16 protein-coding genes are annotated in these 14,756 nt (G+C 63.6%); 13 read left to right on the top strand and 3 right to left on the bottom strand.

The window, feature by feature from the left end; all coding sequences use genetic code 11:
- Positions 1-35 precede the first annotated feature (35 nt).
- Positions 36-2,102 carry a phenylacetic acid degradation bifunctional protein PaaZ gene (paaZ, locus tag ACUTSC_RS13165; protein ID WP_443002636.1) on the bottom strand — a complete coding sequence of 689 codons (2,067 nt, stop codon included), beginning with the start codon at positions 2,100-2,102 and terminating at the stop codon, positions 36-38.
- Between the two features lie 317 nt (positions 2,103-2,419).
- Here paaZ and paaA point away from each other — a divergent pair, with 317 nt between their 5' ends.
- The 13 genes from paaA to paaY all read left to right on the top strand — a co-directional run bounded on the left by paaA (position 2,420) and on the right by paaY (position 13,711).
- Positions 2,420-3,358 (top strand): 1,2-phenylacetyl-CoA epoxidase subunit PaaA, encoded by a 939-nt coding sequence (gene paaA / locus ACUTSC_RS13160; RefSeq protein WP_033647856.1) that lies wholly within the window; start codon positions 2,420-2,422, stop codon positions 3,356-3,358.
- Positions 3,359-3,379: 21 nt separating this feature from the next.
- On the top strand, positions 3,380-3,667 hold the full coding sequence (gene paaB, locus ACUTSC_RS13155; RefSeq protein WP_004935173.1) for a 1,2-phenylacetyl-CoA epoxidase subunit PaaB: 288 nt from the start codon (positions 3,380-3,382) through the stop codon (positions 3,665-3,667).
- Positions 3,668-3,675: 8 nt separating this feature from the next.
- On the top strand, positions 3,676-4,434 hold the full coding sequence (paaC, locus tag ACUTSC_RS13150) for a 1,2-phenylacetyl-CoA epoxidase subunit PaaC (protein WP_033635097.1): 759 nt from the start codon (positions 3,676-3,678) through the stop codon (positions 4,432-4,434).
- Positions 4,435-4,443: 9 nt separating this feature from the next.
- On the top strand, positions 4,444-4,941 hold the full coding sequence (gene paaD / locus ACUTSC_RS13145) for a 1,2-phenylacetyl-CoA epoxidase subunit PaaD (protein ID WP_033653577.1): 498 nt from the start codon (positions 4,444-4,446) through the stop codon (positions 4,939-4,941).
- A gap of 13 nt (positions 4,942-4,954) precedes the next feature.
- On the top strand, positions 4,955-6,013 hold the full coding sequence (gene paaE / locus ACUTSC_RS13140; protein ID WP_443002639.1) for a 1,2-phenylacetyl-CoA epoxidase subunit PaaE: 1,059 nt from the start codon (positions 4,955-4,957) through the stop codon (positions 6,011-6,013).
- An 8-nt stretch (positions 6,014-6,021) separates the two neighbouring features.
- A complete protein-coding gene (gene paaF / locus ACUTSC_RS13135) occupies positions 6,022-6,795 on the top strand; it encodes a 2,3-dehydroadipyl-CoA hydratase PaaF (RefSeq protein ID WP_443002640.1) in 774 nt (257 codons plus the stop codon).
- A gap of 3 nt (positions 6,796-6,798) precedes the next feature.
- Positions 6,799-7,590 carry a 2-(1,2-epoxy-1,2-dihydrophenyl)acetyl-CoA isomerase PaaG gene (gene paaG / locus ACUTSC_RS13130; RefSeq protein WP_445653365.1) on the top strand — a complete coding sequence of 264 codons (792 nt, stop codon included), beginning with the start codon at positions 6,799-6,801 and terminating at the stop codon, positions 7,588-7,590.
- A 2-nt stretch (positions 7,591-7,592) separates the two neighbouring features.
- Positions 7,593-9,122, top strand: a complete 1,530-nt coding sequence (locus tag ACUTSC_RS13125) for a 3-hydroxyacyl-CoA dehydrogenase (RefSeq protein WP_445653364.1) — start codon at positions 7,593-7,595, stop codon at positions 9,120-9,122.
- Positions 9,119-9,559: a hydroxyphenylacetyl-CoA thioesterase PaaI gene (gene paaI / locus ACUTSC_RS13120; protein WP_060419004.1), complete on the top strand. Its 441-nt coding sequence runs from the start codon at positions 9,119-9,121 to the stop codon at positions 9,557-9,559. The genes ACUTSC_RS13125 and paaI overlap by 4 nt, the downstream gene beginning before the upstream one ends.
- Positions 9,556-10,761 (top strand): 3-oxoadipyl-CoA thiolase, encoded by a 1,206-nt coding sequence (gene pcaF, locus ACUTSC_RS13115; RefSeq protein ID WP_445653363.1) that lies wholly within the window; start codon positions 9,556-9,558, stop codon positions 10,759-10,761. The genes paaI and pcaF overlap by 4 nt, the downstream gene beginning before the upstream one ends.
- A gap of 15 nt (positions 10,762-10,776) precedes the next feature.
- A complete protein-coding gene (paaK, locus tag ACUTSC_RS13110; protein ID WP_049201370.1) occupies positions 10,777-12,084 on the top strand; it encodes a phenylacetate--CoA ligase PaaK in 1,308 nt (435 codons plus the stop codon).
- A gap of 79 nt (positions 12,085-12,163) precedes the next feature.
- Positions 12,164-13,102: a phenylacetic acid degradation operon negative regulatory protein PaaX gene (paaX, locus tag ACUTSC_RS13105; RefSeq protein WP_197768009.1), complete on the top strand. Its 939-nt coding sequence runs from the start codon at positions 12,164-12,166 to the stop codon at positions 13,100-13,102.
- A 12-nt stretch (positions 13,103-13,114) separates the two neighbouring features.
- The gene (gene paaY / locus ACUTSC_RS13100; protein ID WP_021505794.1) at positions 13,115-13,711 is read left to right on the top strand and encodes a phenylacetic acid degradation protein PaaY; all 597 of its coding nucleotides are present in this window, start codon (positions 13,115-13,117) and stop codon (positions 13,709-13,711) included.
- 59 nt (positions 13,712-13,770) lie between these two features.
- On the opposite strand, the gene ACUTSC_RS13095 is transcribed toward paaY, so the two are convergent.
- Positions 13,771-14,181: a putative T6SS immunity periplasmic lipoprotein gene (locus ACUTSC_RS13095; protein WP_146158851.1), complete on the bottom strand. Its 411-nt coding sequence runs from the start codon at positions 14,179-14,181 to the stop codon at positions 13,771-13,773.
- A gap of 2 nt (positions 14,182-14,183) precedes the next feature.
- Entirely contained in the window at positions 14,184-14,729 is a 546-nt protein-coding gene (locus ACUTSC_RS13090; RefSeq protein ID WP_063990403.1) for a hypothetical protein, read from the bottom strand.
- Between the last annotated feature and the right edge of the window lie 27 nt (positions 14,730-14,756).

Below are 14,756 nucleotides of genomic sequence, written 5' to 3'. Positions count from 1 at the left end.
CCGCCGTCGGTGTTACCGGCGGCGGCAAACGCGCATCACGCCTCGAAGTCCCCCTGTTGGCGCGCCACCAGCGTCAGAATGCTGTACAGCGCCACCAGCTGCTGTTCCTGATTCAACACCTGCACATCCCACACCACCACGCCGTGCGGGCGATCTTCGGCGGTTTTCTGCGGCTTGCGGATTTTCTTTTTGCAGGTCAACCGCACCTGAATGGTGTCGCCGATTTTCACCGGTTCGATAAAGCGCAGATTCTCCATGCCGTAATTGGCGATCACCGGCCCCACGGCGGCGTCGACAAACAGCCCGGCCGCGGCGGACACCACAAAGTAACCGTGCGCCACCCGCTCGCCGAACAGCGAGTCGGCGGCGCCGATCTTGTCCATGTGCGCATAGAAATGGTCGCCGCTCAGGCAGGCGAAGTTGACGATATCCGCTTCGGTTACGGTGCGGCGCGCGGTCAACAGGCTGTCGCCCAGCTGCAGCTGCTCGAAGTATTTCCGGAACGGATGCACCGGATGCTCGGCGACCGGCGCGCCGCGCACCCATTCGCCGCCGATAGCCGCCAGCATCGCCGGGCTGCCCTGGATCGCCGTGCGCTGCATATAGTGCTTCACCGCGCGCAGCCCGCCCAGCTCTTCACCACCGCCGGCGCGCCCCGGGCCGCCGTGCACCAGCATCGGCAGCGGCGAACCGTGGCCGGTGGACTCCGCCGCCGCCTGCTCATCCAAAATCAACATGCGGCCGTGGGCGCAGGCCGCCGCGCGAATGAAGCGCTTGGCCAATGTCGGATCGGCGGTCACCAGCGATCCCGCCAGGCTGCCCTGCCCCAGCAACGCCAACGCGATCGCCTGCTCGGTATCCGCATACGGCATCAGCGTCGCCACCGGGCCGAAGGCCTCGGTGCCGTGCACCGCCTGATGGGTCAACGGATCGGCGCAATACAGCAGGGTCGGCGGATAAAACGCCCCGCCGCGCGCGGCGTCGCCCAGAACTTCCAGCTTATCCAGCGCCGCGCCACAGAGCGGTTCGCAGCCGTTGCGCAGCAGGAACTCCACCTTGCTTTGCACATCTTCACGCTGCTCGTGGCTGACCAATGCCCCCATGCGCACCTGCTCCAGCTGCGGGTCGCCCACCGTCACCCCCGCCAGACGCTGCAACAAGGCCTGACTCACCGCCGCCACCTGCGCCGCCGGCACGATGATGCGGCGGATCGCGGTGCATTTCTGCCCCGCCTTGGCGGTCATTTCACGGCACACTTCTTTGATGAACAGCGCAAACTCCGGCATCTCCGGCGTCACGTCTTCCGCCAGCACGCAGCAGTTGAGCGAATCCGCCTCCATGGTGAACGCGATTGATTTTTCCAGCAGGCGCGGATGCGCACGCAGCCGCTGCCCGGTCTGCGCCGAACCGGTGAAAGTCACCGCATCCTGATAATCCAGGTGCGCAAACATGTCGCCGACGCCGCCGCAAACCAGCTGCAGCGCCCCTTCCGGCACCAGCCCGCTGTCGACGATCAGCCTGACCATCGCCTGCGTCAGCTGCGCGGTAGCGGTGGCCGGCTTGATAATGGCCGGCATGCCCGCCAGCCAGGTCGGCGCCAGTTTTTCCAGCATGCCCCAGCACGGGAAGTTGAAGGCGTTGATGTGCAGCGCCACGCCGGGGCGCGAGGTCAGCACGTGGCGGGCGGCGAACTGCGCCTGTTTCGACAATGGGATCAGCTCGTCTTCCGGCCACAGGGTATCGTCCGGCAGATCGCGGCCGGCCATGCCGGCATAGGCGAACAGCGTGGCGATGCCGCCCTCGATATCGACCCAGCCGTCGCTGCGCGTCGCGCCGGTTTGATAGGAAATCTGATACAGCGCCTCTTTGTGCGCCAGCAGGTGTTTCGCCACCGCTTTCAGCATCTGGGCGCGCTGCTGGAATGTCATGTTCGCCAGCGCCGGGCCGCCGTGGCTGCGCGCATAGCTCAGGCTCGCCGCCAACGGCAGGCCGTCGGAGCAGACCTGGTACAGCGCTTCGCCGGTCACGGCGTGGCGGATCTCGCGCCCCTCTCCCTGCCCGTACACCCAGGTGCCAGAAAGATAACTGTGTAACTGCTGCATGTGCCCTCCGAAATTCATAAATTTTCACCCTATAGCTTAATTACGTATCACATAAATGCCAGCCCACAACAAACCAAATTTTAACAAAAAGAAAACAAATGGCGCTTCCAGGGCATTTAATCTGCCATAAACAAGGAATTAATCAGTTTATTTATCAAATAAAATCAATAAAATAACAAATAACCTTGTGAGTCGCCTCGCAAAACCACATGAATTACGTTTGATCTTTTTGTTATCAGTTTGTAGCCTTATGGTTAGTTAAAGTGATTCACATTTTTATATTTAATGTGAAAAATACGAATCACCAAGAGGCAAGCATGACAACTGACGCACAGTATCAGCAGCATTTCGACGACAAGATCGCGGCGGACATCGCCATTGAAGCCAAAGACTGGATGCCGGACGCCTACCGTCAGAACCTGATTCGGCAGATTGGCCAACACGCCCACTCGGAAGTCATCGGCATGCTGCCGGAAGCCAACTGGCTGACGCGCGCCCCCACGCTGCGCCGCAAGGCGGTGCTGCTGGCCAAGGTGCAGGACGAAGCCGGCCACGGTCTGTACCTCTACAGCGCCGCCGAAACCCTCGGCTGTTCGCGCCAGGACATCTACCAAAAGATGCTCGACGGCAAGATGAAGTACTCCTCTATCTTCAATTACCCCACGCTCAACTGGGCGGATATCGGCGTGATCGGCTGGCTGGTCGACGGCGCCGCCATCGTCAACCAGGTGGCGCTGTGCCGCGCGTCCTACGGCCCCTATGCGCGGGCGATGGTGAAAATCTGCAAAGAGGAAAGCTTCCACCAGCGCCAGGGCTACGAGGCGGTGATGGCGATGGCCAACGGCAGCGACACGCAGCGCGCCATGTTGCAGGACGCTATCGATCGCTTCTGGTGGCCGGTGCTGATGATGTTCGGCCCGAGCGACGCCGACTCCCCCCACAGCGCCCAGAGCATGGCGTGGAAAATCAAACGCCACAGCAACGATGAGCTGCGGCAGAAATTCGTCGACAACACCGTGCCGCAGCTTGAGGCGCTGGGCATGACGGCGCCGGACCCGAGCCTTACCTGGGACGAGGCCGCCGGCCACTATCGCTTCGGCGAGATCGACTGGAGCGAACTGCATGAGGTGATCAAAGGGCGCGGTCAATGCAACCACGAACGCCTGCAGGCCAAACGCCGCGCCTGGGAAGACGGCGCCTGGGTACGCGACGGCGCCATGGCCCACGCCGCGAAAAACGCCGCCTCCGCCGCATAGCCAACATAAGGAAACGAGATCATGAGCCACGTTGAATGGCCGCTGTATGAAGTGTTTATCCGCAGCAAACAAGGGCTGGCGCATCGCCACGTCGGCAGCCTGCACGCCGCCGACGACCAAATGGCGCTGGAAAATGCCCGCGACGCCTATACGCGCCGCAACGAAGGCTGCTCGATCTGGGTGGTGCAGTCGCGCCATCTGATCGCCTCGCAGCCGGAAGATCGCGGCGCGTTCTTCGATCCGTCCGAAGACAAGATCTATCGTCATCCGACGTTTTACACCATTCCCGACGGCATCAAGAACATGTAGAGGCGACCATGACGGTTAACGATCCGCGCATCAGCTATTTGCTCCGCCAGGGTGACACGCCTCTGATCCTCGCCCAGCGCCTGTGCGCCTGGTGCGGCCACGCGCCCGAGCTGGAAATCGATCTGGCGTTGGCCAACATCGGGCTCGATCTGCTCGGCCAGGCGCGCAACTTTCTGGGTTACGCCGCCGAACTGGCCGGCCCGCCCTGCAGCGAAGACAGCCTGGCCTTCGGCCGCGACGAGCGCCAGTTTCATAACCTGCTGTTGGCTGAGCAGCCGAACGGCGGTTTCAACGACACGCTGGTGCGTCAGTTCCTGCTCGATGCCTACCACGTACAGCTGCACCAGGCGCTGAGCCGCAGCCGCGATGCGCAGATCGCCGCCATCGCCGCCAAGTCATTGAAGGAGGCCGATTATCACCTGCGCTTCAGCCACGGCTGGATGATCCGCCTGGGCGACGGCAACGACGTCAGCCACCGCAAGATCCAGCAATCGCTGGATAACCTGTGGCGGTTCACCGCCGAGCTGTTCCACGCCGACGCGCTGGAGCTGGAGCTGGCAGAACAAGGCATCGCCGTCGATCCGCGCGAACTGCAGGCCCCCTGGCAAGCGCAGGTGGAAGAGACGCTGCGCCAGGCGACGCTGGCGCTGCCTGCCGAGCAGGCGTTCCGGCACGGCGGCAAGCAAGGCCGGCACAGCGAACACCTCGGCCCACTGCTGGCGGAAATGCAGTTCCTGCAGCGCGCCTATCCAAACGGTCAATGGTAGGAGGCCACGATGAACGTCACCCGTTTGCAACCCGCCGAAATCCCGCAGATTTGGCACTGCCTGCAGCAGATCAGCGATCCCGAACTGCCGGTGCTGTCGATCACCGATTTGGGCATGGTGCGCGACGTAGCGCGCGACGGCGCGGGCTGGCGCGTGACCTTCACCCCGACGTACTCCGGCTGCCCAGCCACCGAATTTCTGCTCAACGCCATCGAGCAGCGGCTGGCGGCCGCCGGCTTCAGCCCGGTGCAGGTGGACATTCGCCTCAGCCCGGCCTGGACCACCGACTGGATGAACGCCGACGCCCGCGAGCGGCTGCGGCAATACGGCGTAGCACCCCCGCAGGGCCACACCTGCGATCGGCCGCACGCCCACGGCCCGGTAGCCTGCCCGCGCTGCGGCAGCACCCACAGCGAGAAGATCAGCGAGTTCGGCTCCACCGCCTGTAAAGCGCTGTACCGCTGCTGCGACTGCCGGGAACCGTTCGATTATTTCAAATGCATATAGGAGCGCTGACACCATGACGGTCTTTCATCGCCTGAACGTCGCCGCCATCGAGCGCGAAACGTCGGACGCCGTAGCCATCACCCTGCGGGTGCCCGAAGAGCTGCAAAACCAATACCGCTATACCCCCGGCCAGCACCTGACGCTCAAGGCGTTGGTCAACGGCGAAGAGCTGCGGCGTTGCTACTCCATCTGCAGTTCGCCGCAGGAAGGCCTGCTGCAGATCGGCGTGAAGGCGATTGACCAGGGGCGCTTCTCCGGCTTCGTCAACCGCATGCTGAAGGTCGGCGACGCGCTGGAGGTGATGGTGCCTCAGGGGCGCTTCGGCTACCAGCCGCAGGCAGAGCGCCACGGCAACTACCTGGCGATCGCCGCCGGCTCCGGCATCACGCCGATGCTGTCGATCATCAAGGCGACGCTGCTGCTCGAACCGGGCAGCAGCTTCACCCTGATCTACGGCAACCGCAACAGCCGTTCGATGATGTTCAAAGAGGCGCTGTCGGATCTGAAAAACCGCTACCCGCAGCGTTTTCAGCAGCTGTATCTGTTCAGCCAGGAAAGTCTCGACAGCCCGCTGCTCAGCGGCCGCATCGACCGTGAACGTCTGACGGCGATCGGCGGCGCGCTGCTGGATTTCCGCGACTATGACCACGCCTTTATCTGCGGGCCGGAATCGATGATGGACGACGCGCAAACCGTGCTGGAACAGGCCGGCGTCCCGGCCAACCACATCCACAGCGAACGCTTCAACACCAGCGGCCTGGTCGCCCGCCCGCGAAGCAGCGGCGATCGCAACGCCACCCGGGTGGCGATCCTGCTCGACGGCCGCCGGTTGGATATCGAGGTCGGCGAACAGGACGACAGCATTCTCGACGCCGCGCTGCGCCAGGGCGCCGACCTGCCCTACGCCTGCAAAGGCGGCGTATGCGCCACCTGCAAATGCCGTCTGAAGGCCGGCCAGGTGGAGATGGGCGTCAACTACAGCCTGGAGCCGGATCAGTTGGCGGCAGGCTACGTATTGAGCTGCCAGTCGTGGCCGAAAGGCGACGGTGTGGTATTGGACTTCGACGTCTAGGAGCCGTGATGGACACCCCCTTTATTTTGCATCAGCAGCAGCACCGCGTGGTCACGCTGACGCTGCATCGCCCGGAGGCGCGCAACGCCCTGAGCACGCCGTGCCTGGAACAGCTGGTTGCTCGCCTGGAGCAGGCCGACGCCGACAGCGGCGTGGGCGCCGTGGTGATCGCCGGTGCGGCGCGCTTCTTCGCCGCCGGTGCCGATCTGCGCGAACTGCAACAGCAGGATCTGCCGGCCGCGCTGGCGGATCGCCGTCCGCTGCTGTGGCAGCGTCTGGCGCAGTTCAGCAAGCCGCTGCTGGCGGCGGTGAACGGTTATGCCCTGGGCGCCGGCTGTGAGCTGGCGCTGGCCTGCGACATCGTCATCGGTGGCGAAAGCGCCCGCTTCGGCCTGCCGGAGATCACCCTCGGCCTGATGCCGGGCGCCGGAGGCACCCAGCGCCTGATCCGCTGCGTCGGCAAATCGCGCGCCAGCCAGATGGTGCTGACCGGTGAGCCCATCGATGCCCGCACCGCGCTGCAAGCCGGCCTGATCAGCGAAGTGTGCGTCGATGCCCTGACGCTGGAACGCACGCAGCAGATGGCCGATCGCATCAGCCGTCAGGCGCCGCTGGCACTGCGCGCCGCCAAACAGGCGCTGAAAGAGGCCGAGGAAACCGGCCTTAGCCAGGGGCTGGCGATGGAGCGTCAGCAGTTCGTCACCCTGGCCGCCACCGACGATCGCCGCGAAGGCATCGCCGCCTTTTTCGAAAAACGTACGCCAAACTATCAGGGGCGCTGATTTATGGATAACGCATTGATTCTCAGCCATCTCGACGCCGGGGTGTTGACGCTGACCCTCAACCGGCCGGATCGGCTCAACAGCTTTAATGATGAGATGCATCGCCAGCTGAGCGAAGCGCTGACGCAAGCCGAACGCGACGACAGCGTACGCTGCCTGCTGATCGCCGGTGCCGGGCGCGGTTTCTGCGCCGGGCAGGATCTCAACGATCGCAACGTCAGCGCCGATCAGCAGGCGCCGGATCTCGGCCTGTCGGTCGAACGTTTTTACAACCCCCTGATCCGTCGCCTGACCGCCCTGCCGAAGCCGGTGGTATGCGCAGTCAACGGCGTGGCGGCCGGCGCCGGCGCCGCGCTGGCCCTGGCGTGCGATATCGTCATCGCCGCCGACAATGCCAGCTTCATTCAGTCATTCTGCCGTCTGGGATTAGTCCCTGATTCCGGCGGCAGCTGGTTCCTGCCGCGGCTGGCCGGCCACGCTCGCGCGATGGGCATGGCCTTACTGGGTGACAAAATCAGCGCCCAACAGGCGCTGGCGTGGGGCATGATCTGGCAGGTGGTGCCGGCGGATGAATTGGCCGATCGCACGCAAACGCTGGCGCGCCATCTGGCCACCCAGCCGACCTACGGCCTGGGGCTGATCAAAAAAGCCCTCTACAGCTCGGCCACCAACAGCCTCAATCAGCAGCTCGATCTGGAGCGCGATCTGCAACGATTGGGCGGCCGCAGCGACGACTATCGCGAAGGCGTCAGCGCGTTCTTTGCCAAACGCACGCCAAACTTCAGCGGGAAATAGCCATGAACGCGCCCCTTCTTAACGGCCAGGTGGCGGTGATCGGCGCCGGCACCATGGGCATCGGCATCGCCCAGCTGGCCGCCGCCGCCGGCCACCCGGTGCGGCTGTTCGACATCGCGCCCGCCGCCGCCCAGCGCGCGATCGACGATCTCGCTCGCCGCCTGCGCCAGCGGGTAGACGGCGGCAAGGCCGACGCCGCGACCACCGAAGCCCTGCTGGCGCGCCTCGAGCGCGCCGACTCGCTCGATCAACTGGCCGACTGCACGCTGGTGATTGAAGCGGTGGCGGAAAATCTGGCGATCAAACAGGGCCTGTTCCGCGATCTGGAGGCGATCTGCTCGCCCACGGCGCTGTTCGCCAGCAATACCTCCTCGCTGTCAATCACCGCCATCGCCGGGGCACTGCAACACCCGGCACGCATGGCCGGGCTGCACTTCTTCAACCCGGCGCCGCTGATGAAGCTGGTGGAGATCGTCAGCGGTCTGGAGACCGGCGCCGAGACCCTCGCCGCGCTGCAGGCCCTGGCGCAGCGCTGGGGTAAGCAAAGCGTCGTGTGCCGCTCGACGCCGGGATTTATCGTCAACCGCGTGGCGCGGCCGTTCTATGCCGAAACCCTGCGCGCGCTGGAGGAACGGGTGGCCGACGCCGCCACGCTGGACGCGGTATTGCGCGACGCCGGCGGTTTCGCCATGGGCCCGCTGCAGTTGACCGATCTGATCGGCCAGGACGTCAATTACGCCGTGACCGACTCGGTGTATCAGGCCTTCTATCAGGATCCGCGCTTCACTCCCTCACTGGTGCAGCAGGAGCTGGTGGCCGCCGGGCGCCTCGGCCGCAAGTCCGGCCGCGGTTTCTACCGCTACGACGCACCGCAATCCGCCGACGCGATCGCCTTTGCGCCACCGGCGCAGGCCGCAGTGCCGCAACGCGTTACGCTGCACGGCGACTGGTCTTCGCTGGCCGATTTGGCGCAGTTGTTAAGCGAAAATGCGGGGGCGATCAAACAACCCGGCCAGACCAGCCCACACGTCACGATCGACGACGTTACACTGATGTTAACCAATGGTAAAACCGCCGGCCAACTGGCCGACGAACGGGGAACGCCCGTGGTGCTGTTCGATCTCTGTGCCGACTATGCGCACGCCTCCGCCATCGCCATCAGCTGCGCGGCGCAAAACGATGCGCAACACAATGCCAACGCGATTCGCCTGCTGCAGTCCCTCGGTAAGCAGGTCATTCCGTTGCCGGATTACCCTGGCCTGCTGACGATGCGCACCCTGGCCATGCTGGCCAACGAAGCGCTCGACGTGGTGAACAAAGGCGTCGCCAGCGCCGAAGATACCGATCTGGCGATGCTGCGCGGCGTCAACTATCCGCGCGGGCCGCTAGCCTGGGGCGCCGCGCTCGGCTGGCGCCACATTCTGACGACGCTGGAAAACCTGCAACGCTATTACGGCGAAGCGCGCTATCGCCCGATGCCGCTGCTGCGCCGCTACGCTTCCCCCGCCTCTTTCCCAGGAGCCGAACGATGAACGCCAATACGCCGCGCGCGCTGGCTCAGCGCTGCGCCGAACAGATGTTTCAGCAAGATACCTGCGCTCAGGCGATGGGAATGCACATCGACGCCGTCGACGCCGGATACGCACAGGTCAGCATGACCGTCGGCCCGCAGATGCTCAACGGCCACCAGACCTGCCACGGCGGCCAGTTGTTCAGCCTGGCGGACACCGCCTTCGCCTACGCCTGCAACAGCCAGGGGCTGGCGGCGGTGGCCTCCGGCTGCAGCATCGACTTCGTCCGCCCGGCGCTGGCCGGCGACCGCCTCACCGCCAGCGCGGAGATGCGCCATCAGGGCAAAGCCACCGGGCTGTATGACGTCGAGATCGTTAACCAACTGGGCAAAACCGTCGCCTGGTTCCGCGGCCGCGCGCACCGCCTCGGCCACAGCATTTTAGGAGATCAGGCATGAATCAGGCCTTTATCTGCGACGGCGTGCGCACCCCGATCGGCCGCTATGGCGGCGCGCTGGCTCAGGTGCGCGCCGACGACCTCGCCGCCCTGCCGCTGCGCGTGCTGTTGGAACGCCATCCGCAGGTGGATTGGGCGCAGTTGGACGACGTGATCCTCGGCTGCGCCAACCAGGCCGGGGAAGACAACCGCAACCTGGCGCGTATGGCGCTGCTGCTGGCCGGCGTGCCGGTCGGCGTTTCCGGCACCACGGTGAACCGCCTGTGCGGTTCAGGCCTGGATGCGCTGGCGATGGCGGCGCGCAGCATCAAAGCCGGTGACGCCGGGCTGCTGCTGGCGGGCGGCGCGGAATCGATGACCCGCGCGCCGCTGGTGATGGGCAAGGCCGACAGCGCCTTCAGCCGCCAGGCGCAGCTGTACGACACCACCCTCGGCTGGCGCTTCGTCAATCCGCGGATGCAGGCCGAGTTCGGCACCGATTCGATGCCGGAGACCGCCGAAAACGTCGCGGCGCAGTTCAACATCAGCCGCGCCGATCAGGATGCCTTTGCGCTGCGCAGCCAGCAGCGCGCCGCCCGGGCGCAGGCGCTGGGCCACCTGGCGCAGGAGATAGCGCCCGTCAGCCTCACCGGTAAAAAAGGCGCGGGGACGCTGTTTAGCCAGGATGAACACCCGCGTGCCGACACCACCTTCGAGCAGCTGCAGGCGCTGAAAACCCCGTTCCGTCAGCCCGGCAGCGTCACCGCCGGCAACGCCTCGGGCCTGAACGACGGTGCGGCGGCCCTGATCGTCGCCTCCGAAGCGATGGCAGCGCGCCAGGGGCTGACGCCGCGCGCGCGCATCGTTGCCACCGCCACCTGCGGCGTGGAGCCGCGGCTGATGGGCATCGGCCCGCTGCCGGCCACCCGCAAGGTGCTGGAAATCGCCGGGCTGAGCCTGACGCAAATGGACGTTATCGAACTGAACGAAGCGTTCGCCGCCCAGGCGTTGGCGGTGATGCGCCAGCTTGGCCTGCCGGACGATGCCCCGCAGGTCAACCCCAACGGCGGCGCGATCGCTCTGGGGCATCCGCTGGGCATGAGCGGCGCGCGCCTGGCGCTGGCCGCCCTGTTTGAACTGGAACGGCGAGCCGGCCGCTACGCGCTTTGCACCATGTGCATCGGCGTCGGCCAAGGCATCGCCATGATCATTGAGCGTGTCTGACCCCTGAGGCTAACCATGACAATAAATCCACAGCCCCTCGAAACGATCGAGTTCGCCTCGCGCGATGAGATTGAAGCGTTGCAGCTGACGCGTCTGAAGTGGACGCTGCACCACGCCTACGACAATGTGCCGATGTACAAACGCAAGTTCGACCAGGCCGGCGTGCATCCCGACGATCTCAAACAGCTGAGCGATCTGGCGCGCTTCCCTTACACCACCAAGCAGGATCTGCGCGACAACTACCCGTTCGACACCTTCGCGGTGCCGATGGAACAGGTGGTGCGCATCCACGCCTCCTCGGGCACCACCGGCCGCCCGACGGTGGTGGGTTACACCCAGCGCGACATCGATAACTGGGCCGATATCGTCGCCCGCTGTCTGCGCGCCGGCGGCGCCACCGCCAAAGACAAGGTGCACGTCGCCTACGGTTACGGCCTGTTCACCGGCGGCCTGGGCGCGCACTACGGCGCGGAGCGGCTCGGCGCGACGGTGATCCCGATGTCCGGCGGCCAGACGGAACGCCAGGCGCAGCTGATCCTCGATTTCAAACCCGACATCATCATGGTGACGCCGTCCTATTGCCTGACGCTGATCGACGAGCTGGAACGCAAGATGGGCGGCGACGCACGCGGCTGTTCGCTGCGGCTCGGCGTGTTCGGCGCCGAACCCTGGACCGAAGCCCTGCGCCACGAAATCGAAACCCGCATGGGCATCAAGGCGCTGGATATTTACGGCCTGTCGGAAGTGATGGGGCCGGGCGTGGCGATGGAGTGTCTGGAGAGCGGCGGCGGCCCGACCATTTGGGAAGACCACTTCCTGCCGGAGATCATCTGCCCGGAAACCGGCATCGCCCTGCCGGACGGCGAGCACGGCGAACTGGTGTTCACCACCCTGACCAAAGAGGCGCTGCCGGTGATCCGCTACCGCACCCGCGATCTCACCCGGCTGCTGCCGGGCGACGCGCGCCAGATGCGCCGCATGGGCAAGATCACCGGCCGCTCCGACGACATGCTGATCATCCGCGGCGTCAACGTCTTCCCGTCGCAGGTGGAAGAGCAGATCATGCAGTTCGAGCAGCTGTCGCCGCACTACCAGCTGCAGGTCAGCCGCAGCGGGCACCTGGACACGCTGGCGGTGCGCGTCGAGCTCAAGGAGTCGGCGCTCAGCCTCAGCCACCAGCAGCGTTGCGACATCTGCCACCAGCTGCGCCACCACATCAAATCGATCGTGGGCGTCAGCACCGACGTCAGCATCGCCAACTGCGGCGATATTCCGCGCTCGGAAGGCAAAGCGCAGCGCGTGGTCGATCTGCGGCCACGCTGAGGCGCACGGCGTCACGGATGACGCCGCCCTAAATTAGGCGTAATGTTATGGCTCATCGAAGGCTAACCCATGGAAAAATATGGAACATAAACTGGATGAGTTCATTCGCCATGCCGTCGACGCGCAGCCGATCAGCGGCACCTCGCTGATCATTTCGCTGTACGGCGACGCACTCAGCCACCGCGGCGGCGAAGTGTGGCTCGGCAGCCTGAGCGCGCTGCTGGAGGCCTTCGGCTTCGGCGATCGCTTCGTGCGCACCTCGGTGTTCCGCCTGCAAAAAGAGGGGTGGCTGGCGGTGGAGAAAATAGGCCGCCGCAGCTTCTACCGCGTGACCGAGCAGGGAATGCGCCAGTTCCGCCACGCCGAATCGAAAATATATCTGCGCGAGCAGCCCGCCTGGGACGGCAAGTGGGAGCTGTTGCTACTGGAAAGCGCGGAAAAAAACGCGCGCGCGCGGCTGAAAAAAGAGCTGGGCTGGCTCGGATTCGGGCAAATCGCCAGCAACCTGATGGCCGCCCCCACCCATGCGCAAACCGACGTGACGGCGCTGCTCGGCGAGCTGAACGCCAGCGAGCAGGTGATTTACTTCCGCGCCGATTATCCCTACAACCGCTCCGAGCAAACCCTGCAGAAATTGGTGGCCGACTGCTGGTCGCTGAGCGAGGTAGCGGCCGGCTATCACGAGTTTATCGTCTCCTTCCGGCCGCTGATGGCGCTGCTGCGCGAAGTCGACCCGGCGGCGCTGACGCCGCTGCGCTGTTTCCAGATTAAGCTATTATTGATTCACTTCTTCCGTCGCGTAGTGTTGAAAGATCCGCTGCTGCCGGACGCGCTGCTGCCCACGCAGTGGGAGGGCCAGATCGCCCGCAACCTGTGCATCAATCTTTATCAGCAGGTCGATCGCGCCGCGACGGAATACGTCAGCGCGCTGGCGGAGACCACCATCGGCGCCCTGCCCGCGCCGGCCGCCGGCTACTATCGGCGCTTCGGCGGCCTGCCGCGCGACCCTACATTTTAAGGAACTCACGCTATGCCTGTGTATCAGATTGACGGCCTGACGCCGGTCGTTGACCCCAGCAGTTACGTGCACCCGACGGCGGTGCTGATCGGCGACGTGATCGTCGGCAAGCACGTGTACATCGGCCCAAATGCCAGCCTGCGCGGCGATTTTGGCCGCCTGGTGATCTGCGACGGCGCCAACATTCAGGACAACTGCGTGATGCACGGCTTCCCGCAGCAGGACACGGTGGTGGAAGAAGACGGCCATATCGGGCATGGCGCCATCCTGCACGGCTGCCGTATTCGCCGCAATGCGATGGTGGGCATGAATGCGGTGGTGATGGACGGCGCGGAGATCGGCGAGAACACCATCGTTGGCGCGATGGCGTTCGTCAAAGCCGCGGCGGTGATCGAGGCCAACAAGCTGGTGGTCGGCAGCCCGGCGCGCGTGCTGCGCGATCTGACCGAACAGGAGCTGGCCTGGAAGATCGCCGGCACCCGCGAGTATCAGGATCTGGTACAGCGCTGCAAATCCTCGCTGCACGAAGTGGCGCCGCTGACCGAAATCGAACCGGGCCGCCAGCGCCTGAGCTTCGGCGACCACCTGATCCCGAAAAGCCAGCTGTAATCTCAGGAAATGACGCGGGCCTTCCGACCGCTAACTTGATTCAGATAGCCTGAAACAGGCTATCTGATCTGCTCAACTTTCAAGACCCCCGATTCACGGTATAACCGGAATGACGAGCTAAAGTTCCGTCCACCTGATTGACCTTCCCCTTTAAAGAAAGTCTCAGTCAGGAACCCGTAGGTATGTCCTTCCTTGAACGGATAACCGAAATCAGGCACGCACAAGTCTTGTGATAAAAGGAGAGGTTGGCTTTCATTTACATCAAAATATTTTCTAAACGCTTCATTCTCTTTATCCGCTTCTACGATCTGGATCCCATTTAGATACTCATGACTTTTCGCGGGCACCTGCAGGCATACCTTATCATCGACCACACTCACCTTTGCGGCCTGAATATCGAGAATCCTTGACTCACACGCTGACAACATCAGAATTGAACAAAGCGTCGCCAGGTATTTCCTCTTTTCCATTATCATTTCACTCCTTGCAGAAAGCGGAACAGCGTTTTGCGATACCTTGTCGCTAACGTATTTTGATCTGAAACACCTTGATAAGTGACCACCGGCCAAGCCTTACGCCGCTGGATATTCCATTCACGGTAGCCATAGGCCTGCAAAACATAGTAGTCAGCAATAATCTGAGCCTGCTGCTCAAGCCCATAGTCCAATAACGCTCTGTCATCCAATCGATAGGTATAATCAGCTGCCCAACTGAACATTCCCCGAGCTCTTACCCACATACCTTTCTGATGCTGCCATACGTGCATCATTTCATGAATAAATAGATGCCTGATATCAACGGTTGATTCAGCGCCAAAATCCGGGGAATACAGCTCTTTTCTGAAAAACAATTCGCCATTAGGCGTCATAGCCGTTCCACGCCTTTGTAAGCCAAAAGGAAGATAGCTAGCGCAATGTATCCACACACGTGGATAAGCTATCTCCCCACCAAAAACCGTTCTTGCTAAAGCAATCTCTTTCAACGTTAGCTGTCTGAGCGATCCTTCTTCCTTCTGCATGCGCTATCCTTTATCCCTGTACGCTAA

Source organism: Serratia sp. TSA_105.2 (assembly GCF_052692115.1).
This window is presented reverse-complemented; position numbering and strand designations above follow the sequence as displayed.

Coding starts and splice junctions, on each gene's coding strand:
- paaZ (WP_443002636.1), bottom strand. CDS start 2,102: ATGCAGCAGTTACACAGTTATCTTTCTGGCACCTGGGTGTACGGGCAG.
- paaA (WP_033647856.1), top strand. CDS start 2,420: ATGACAACTGACGCACAGTATCAGCAGCATTTCGACGACAAGATCGCG.
- paaB (WP_004935173.1), top strand. CDS start 3,380: ATGAGCCACGTTGAATGGCCGCTGTATGAAGTGTTTATCCGCAGCAAA.
- paaC (WP_033635097.1), top strand. CDS start 3,676: ATGACGGTTAACGATCCGCGCATCAGCTATTTGCTCCGCCAGGGTGAC.
- paaD (WP_033653577.1), top strand. CDS start 4,444: ATGAACGTCACCCGTTTGCAACCCGCCGAAATCCCGCAGATTTGGCAC.
- paaE (WP_443002639.1), top strand. CDS start 4,955: ATGACGGTCTTTCATCGCCTGAACGTCGCCGCCATCGAGCGCGAAACG.
- paaF (WP_443002640.1), top strand. CDS start 6,022: ATGGACACCCCCTTTATTTTGCATCAGCAGCAGCACCGCGTGGTCACG.
- paaG (WP_445653365.1), top strand. CDS start 6,799: ATGGATAACGCATTGATTCTCAGCCATCTCGACGCCGGGGTGTTGACG.
- ACUTSC_RS13125 (WP_445653364.1), top strand. CDS start 7,593: ATGAACGCGCCCCTTCTTAACGGCCAGGTGGCGGTGATCGGCGCCGGC.
- paaI (WP_060419004.1), top strand. CDS start 9,119: ATGAACGCCAATACGCCGCGCGCGCTGGCTCAGCGCTGCGCCGAACAG.
- pcaF (WP_445653363.1), top strand. CDS start 9,556: ATGAATCAGGCCTTTATCTGCGACGGCGTGCGCACCCCGATCGGCCGC.
- paaK (WP_049201370.1), top strand. CDS start 10,777: ATGACAATAAATCCACAGCCCCTCGAAACGATCGAGTTCGCCTCGCGC.
- paaX (WP_197768009.1), top strand. CDS start 12,164: ATGGAACATAAACTGGATGAGTTCATTCGCCATGCCGTCGACGCGCAG.
- paaY (WP_021505794.1), top strand. CDS start 13,115: ATGCCTGTGTATCAGATTGACGGCCTGACGCCGGTCGTTGACCCCAGC.
- ACUTSC_RS13095 (WP_146158851.1), bottom strand. CDS start 14,181: ATGGAAAAGAGGAAATACCTGGCGACGCTTTGTTCAATTCTGATGTTG.
- ACUTSC_RS13090 (WP_063990403.1), bottom strand. CDS start 14,729: ATGCAGAAGGAAGAAGGATCGCTCAGACAGCTAACGTTGAAAGAGATT.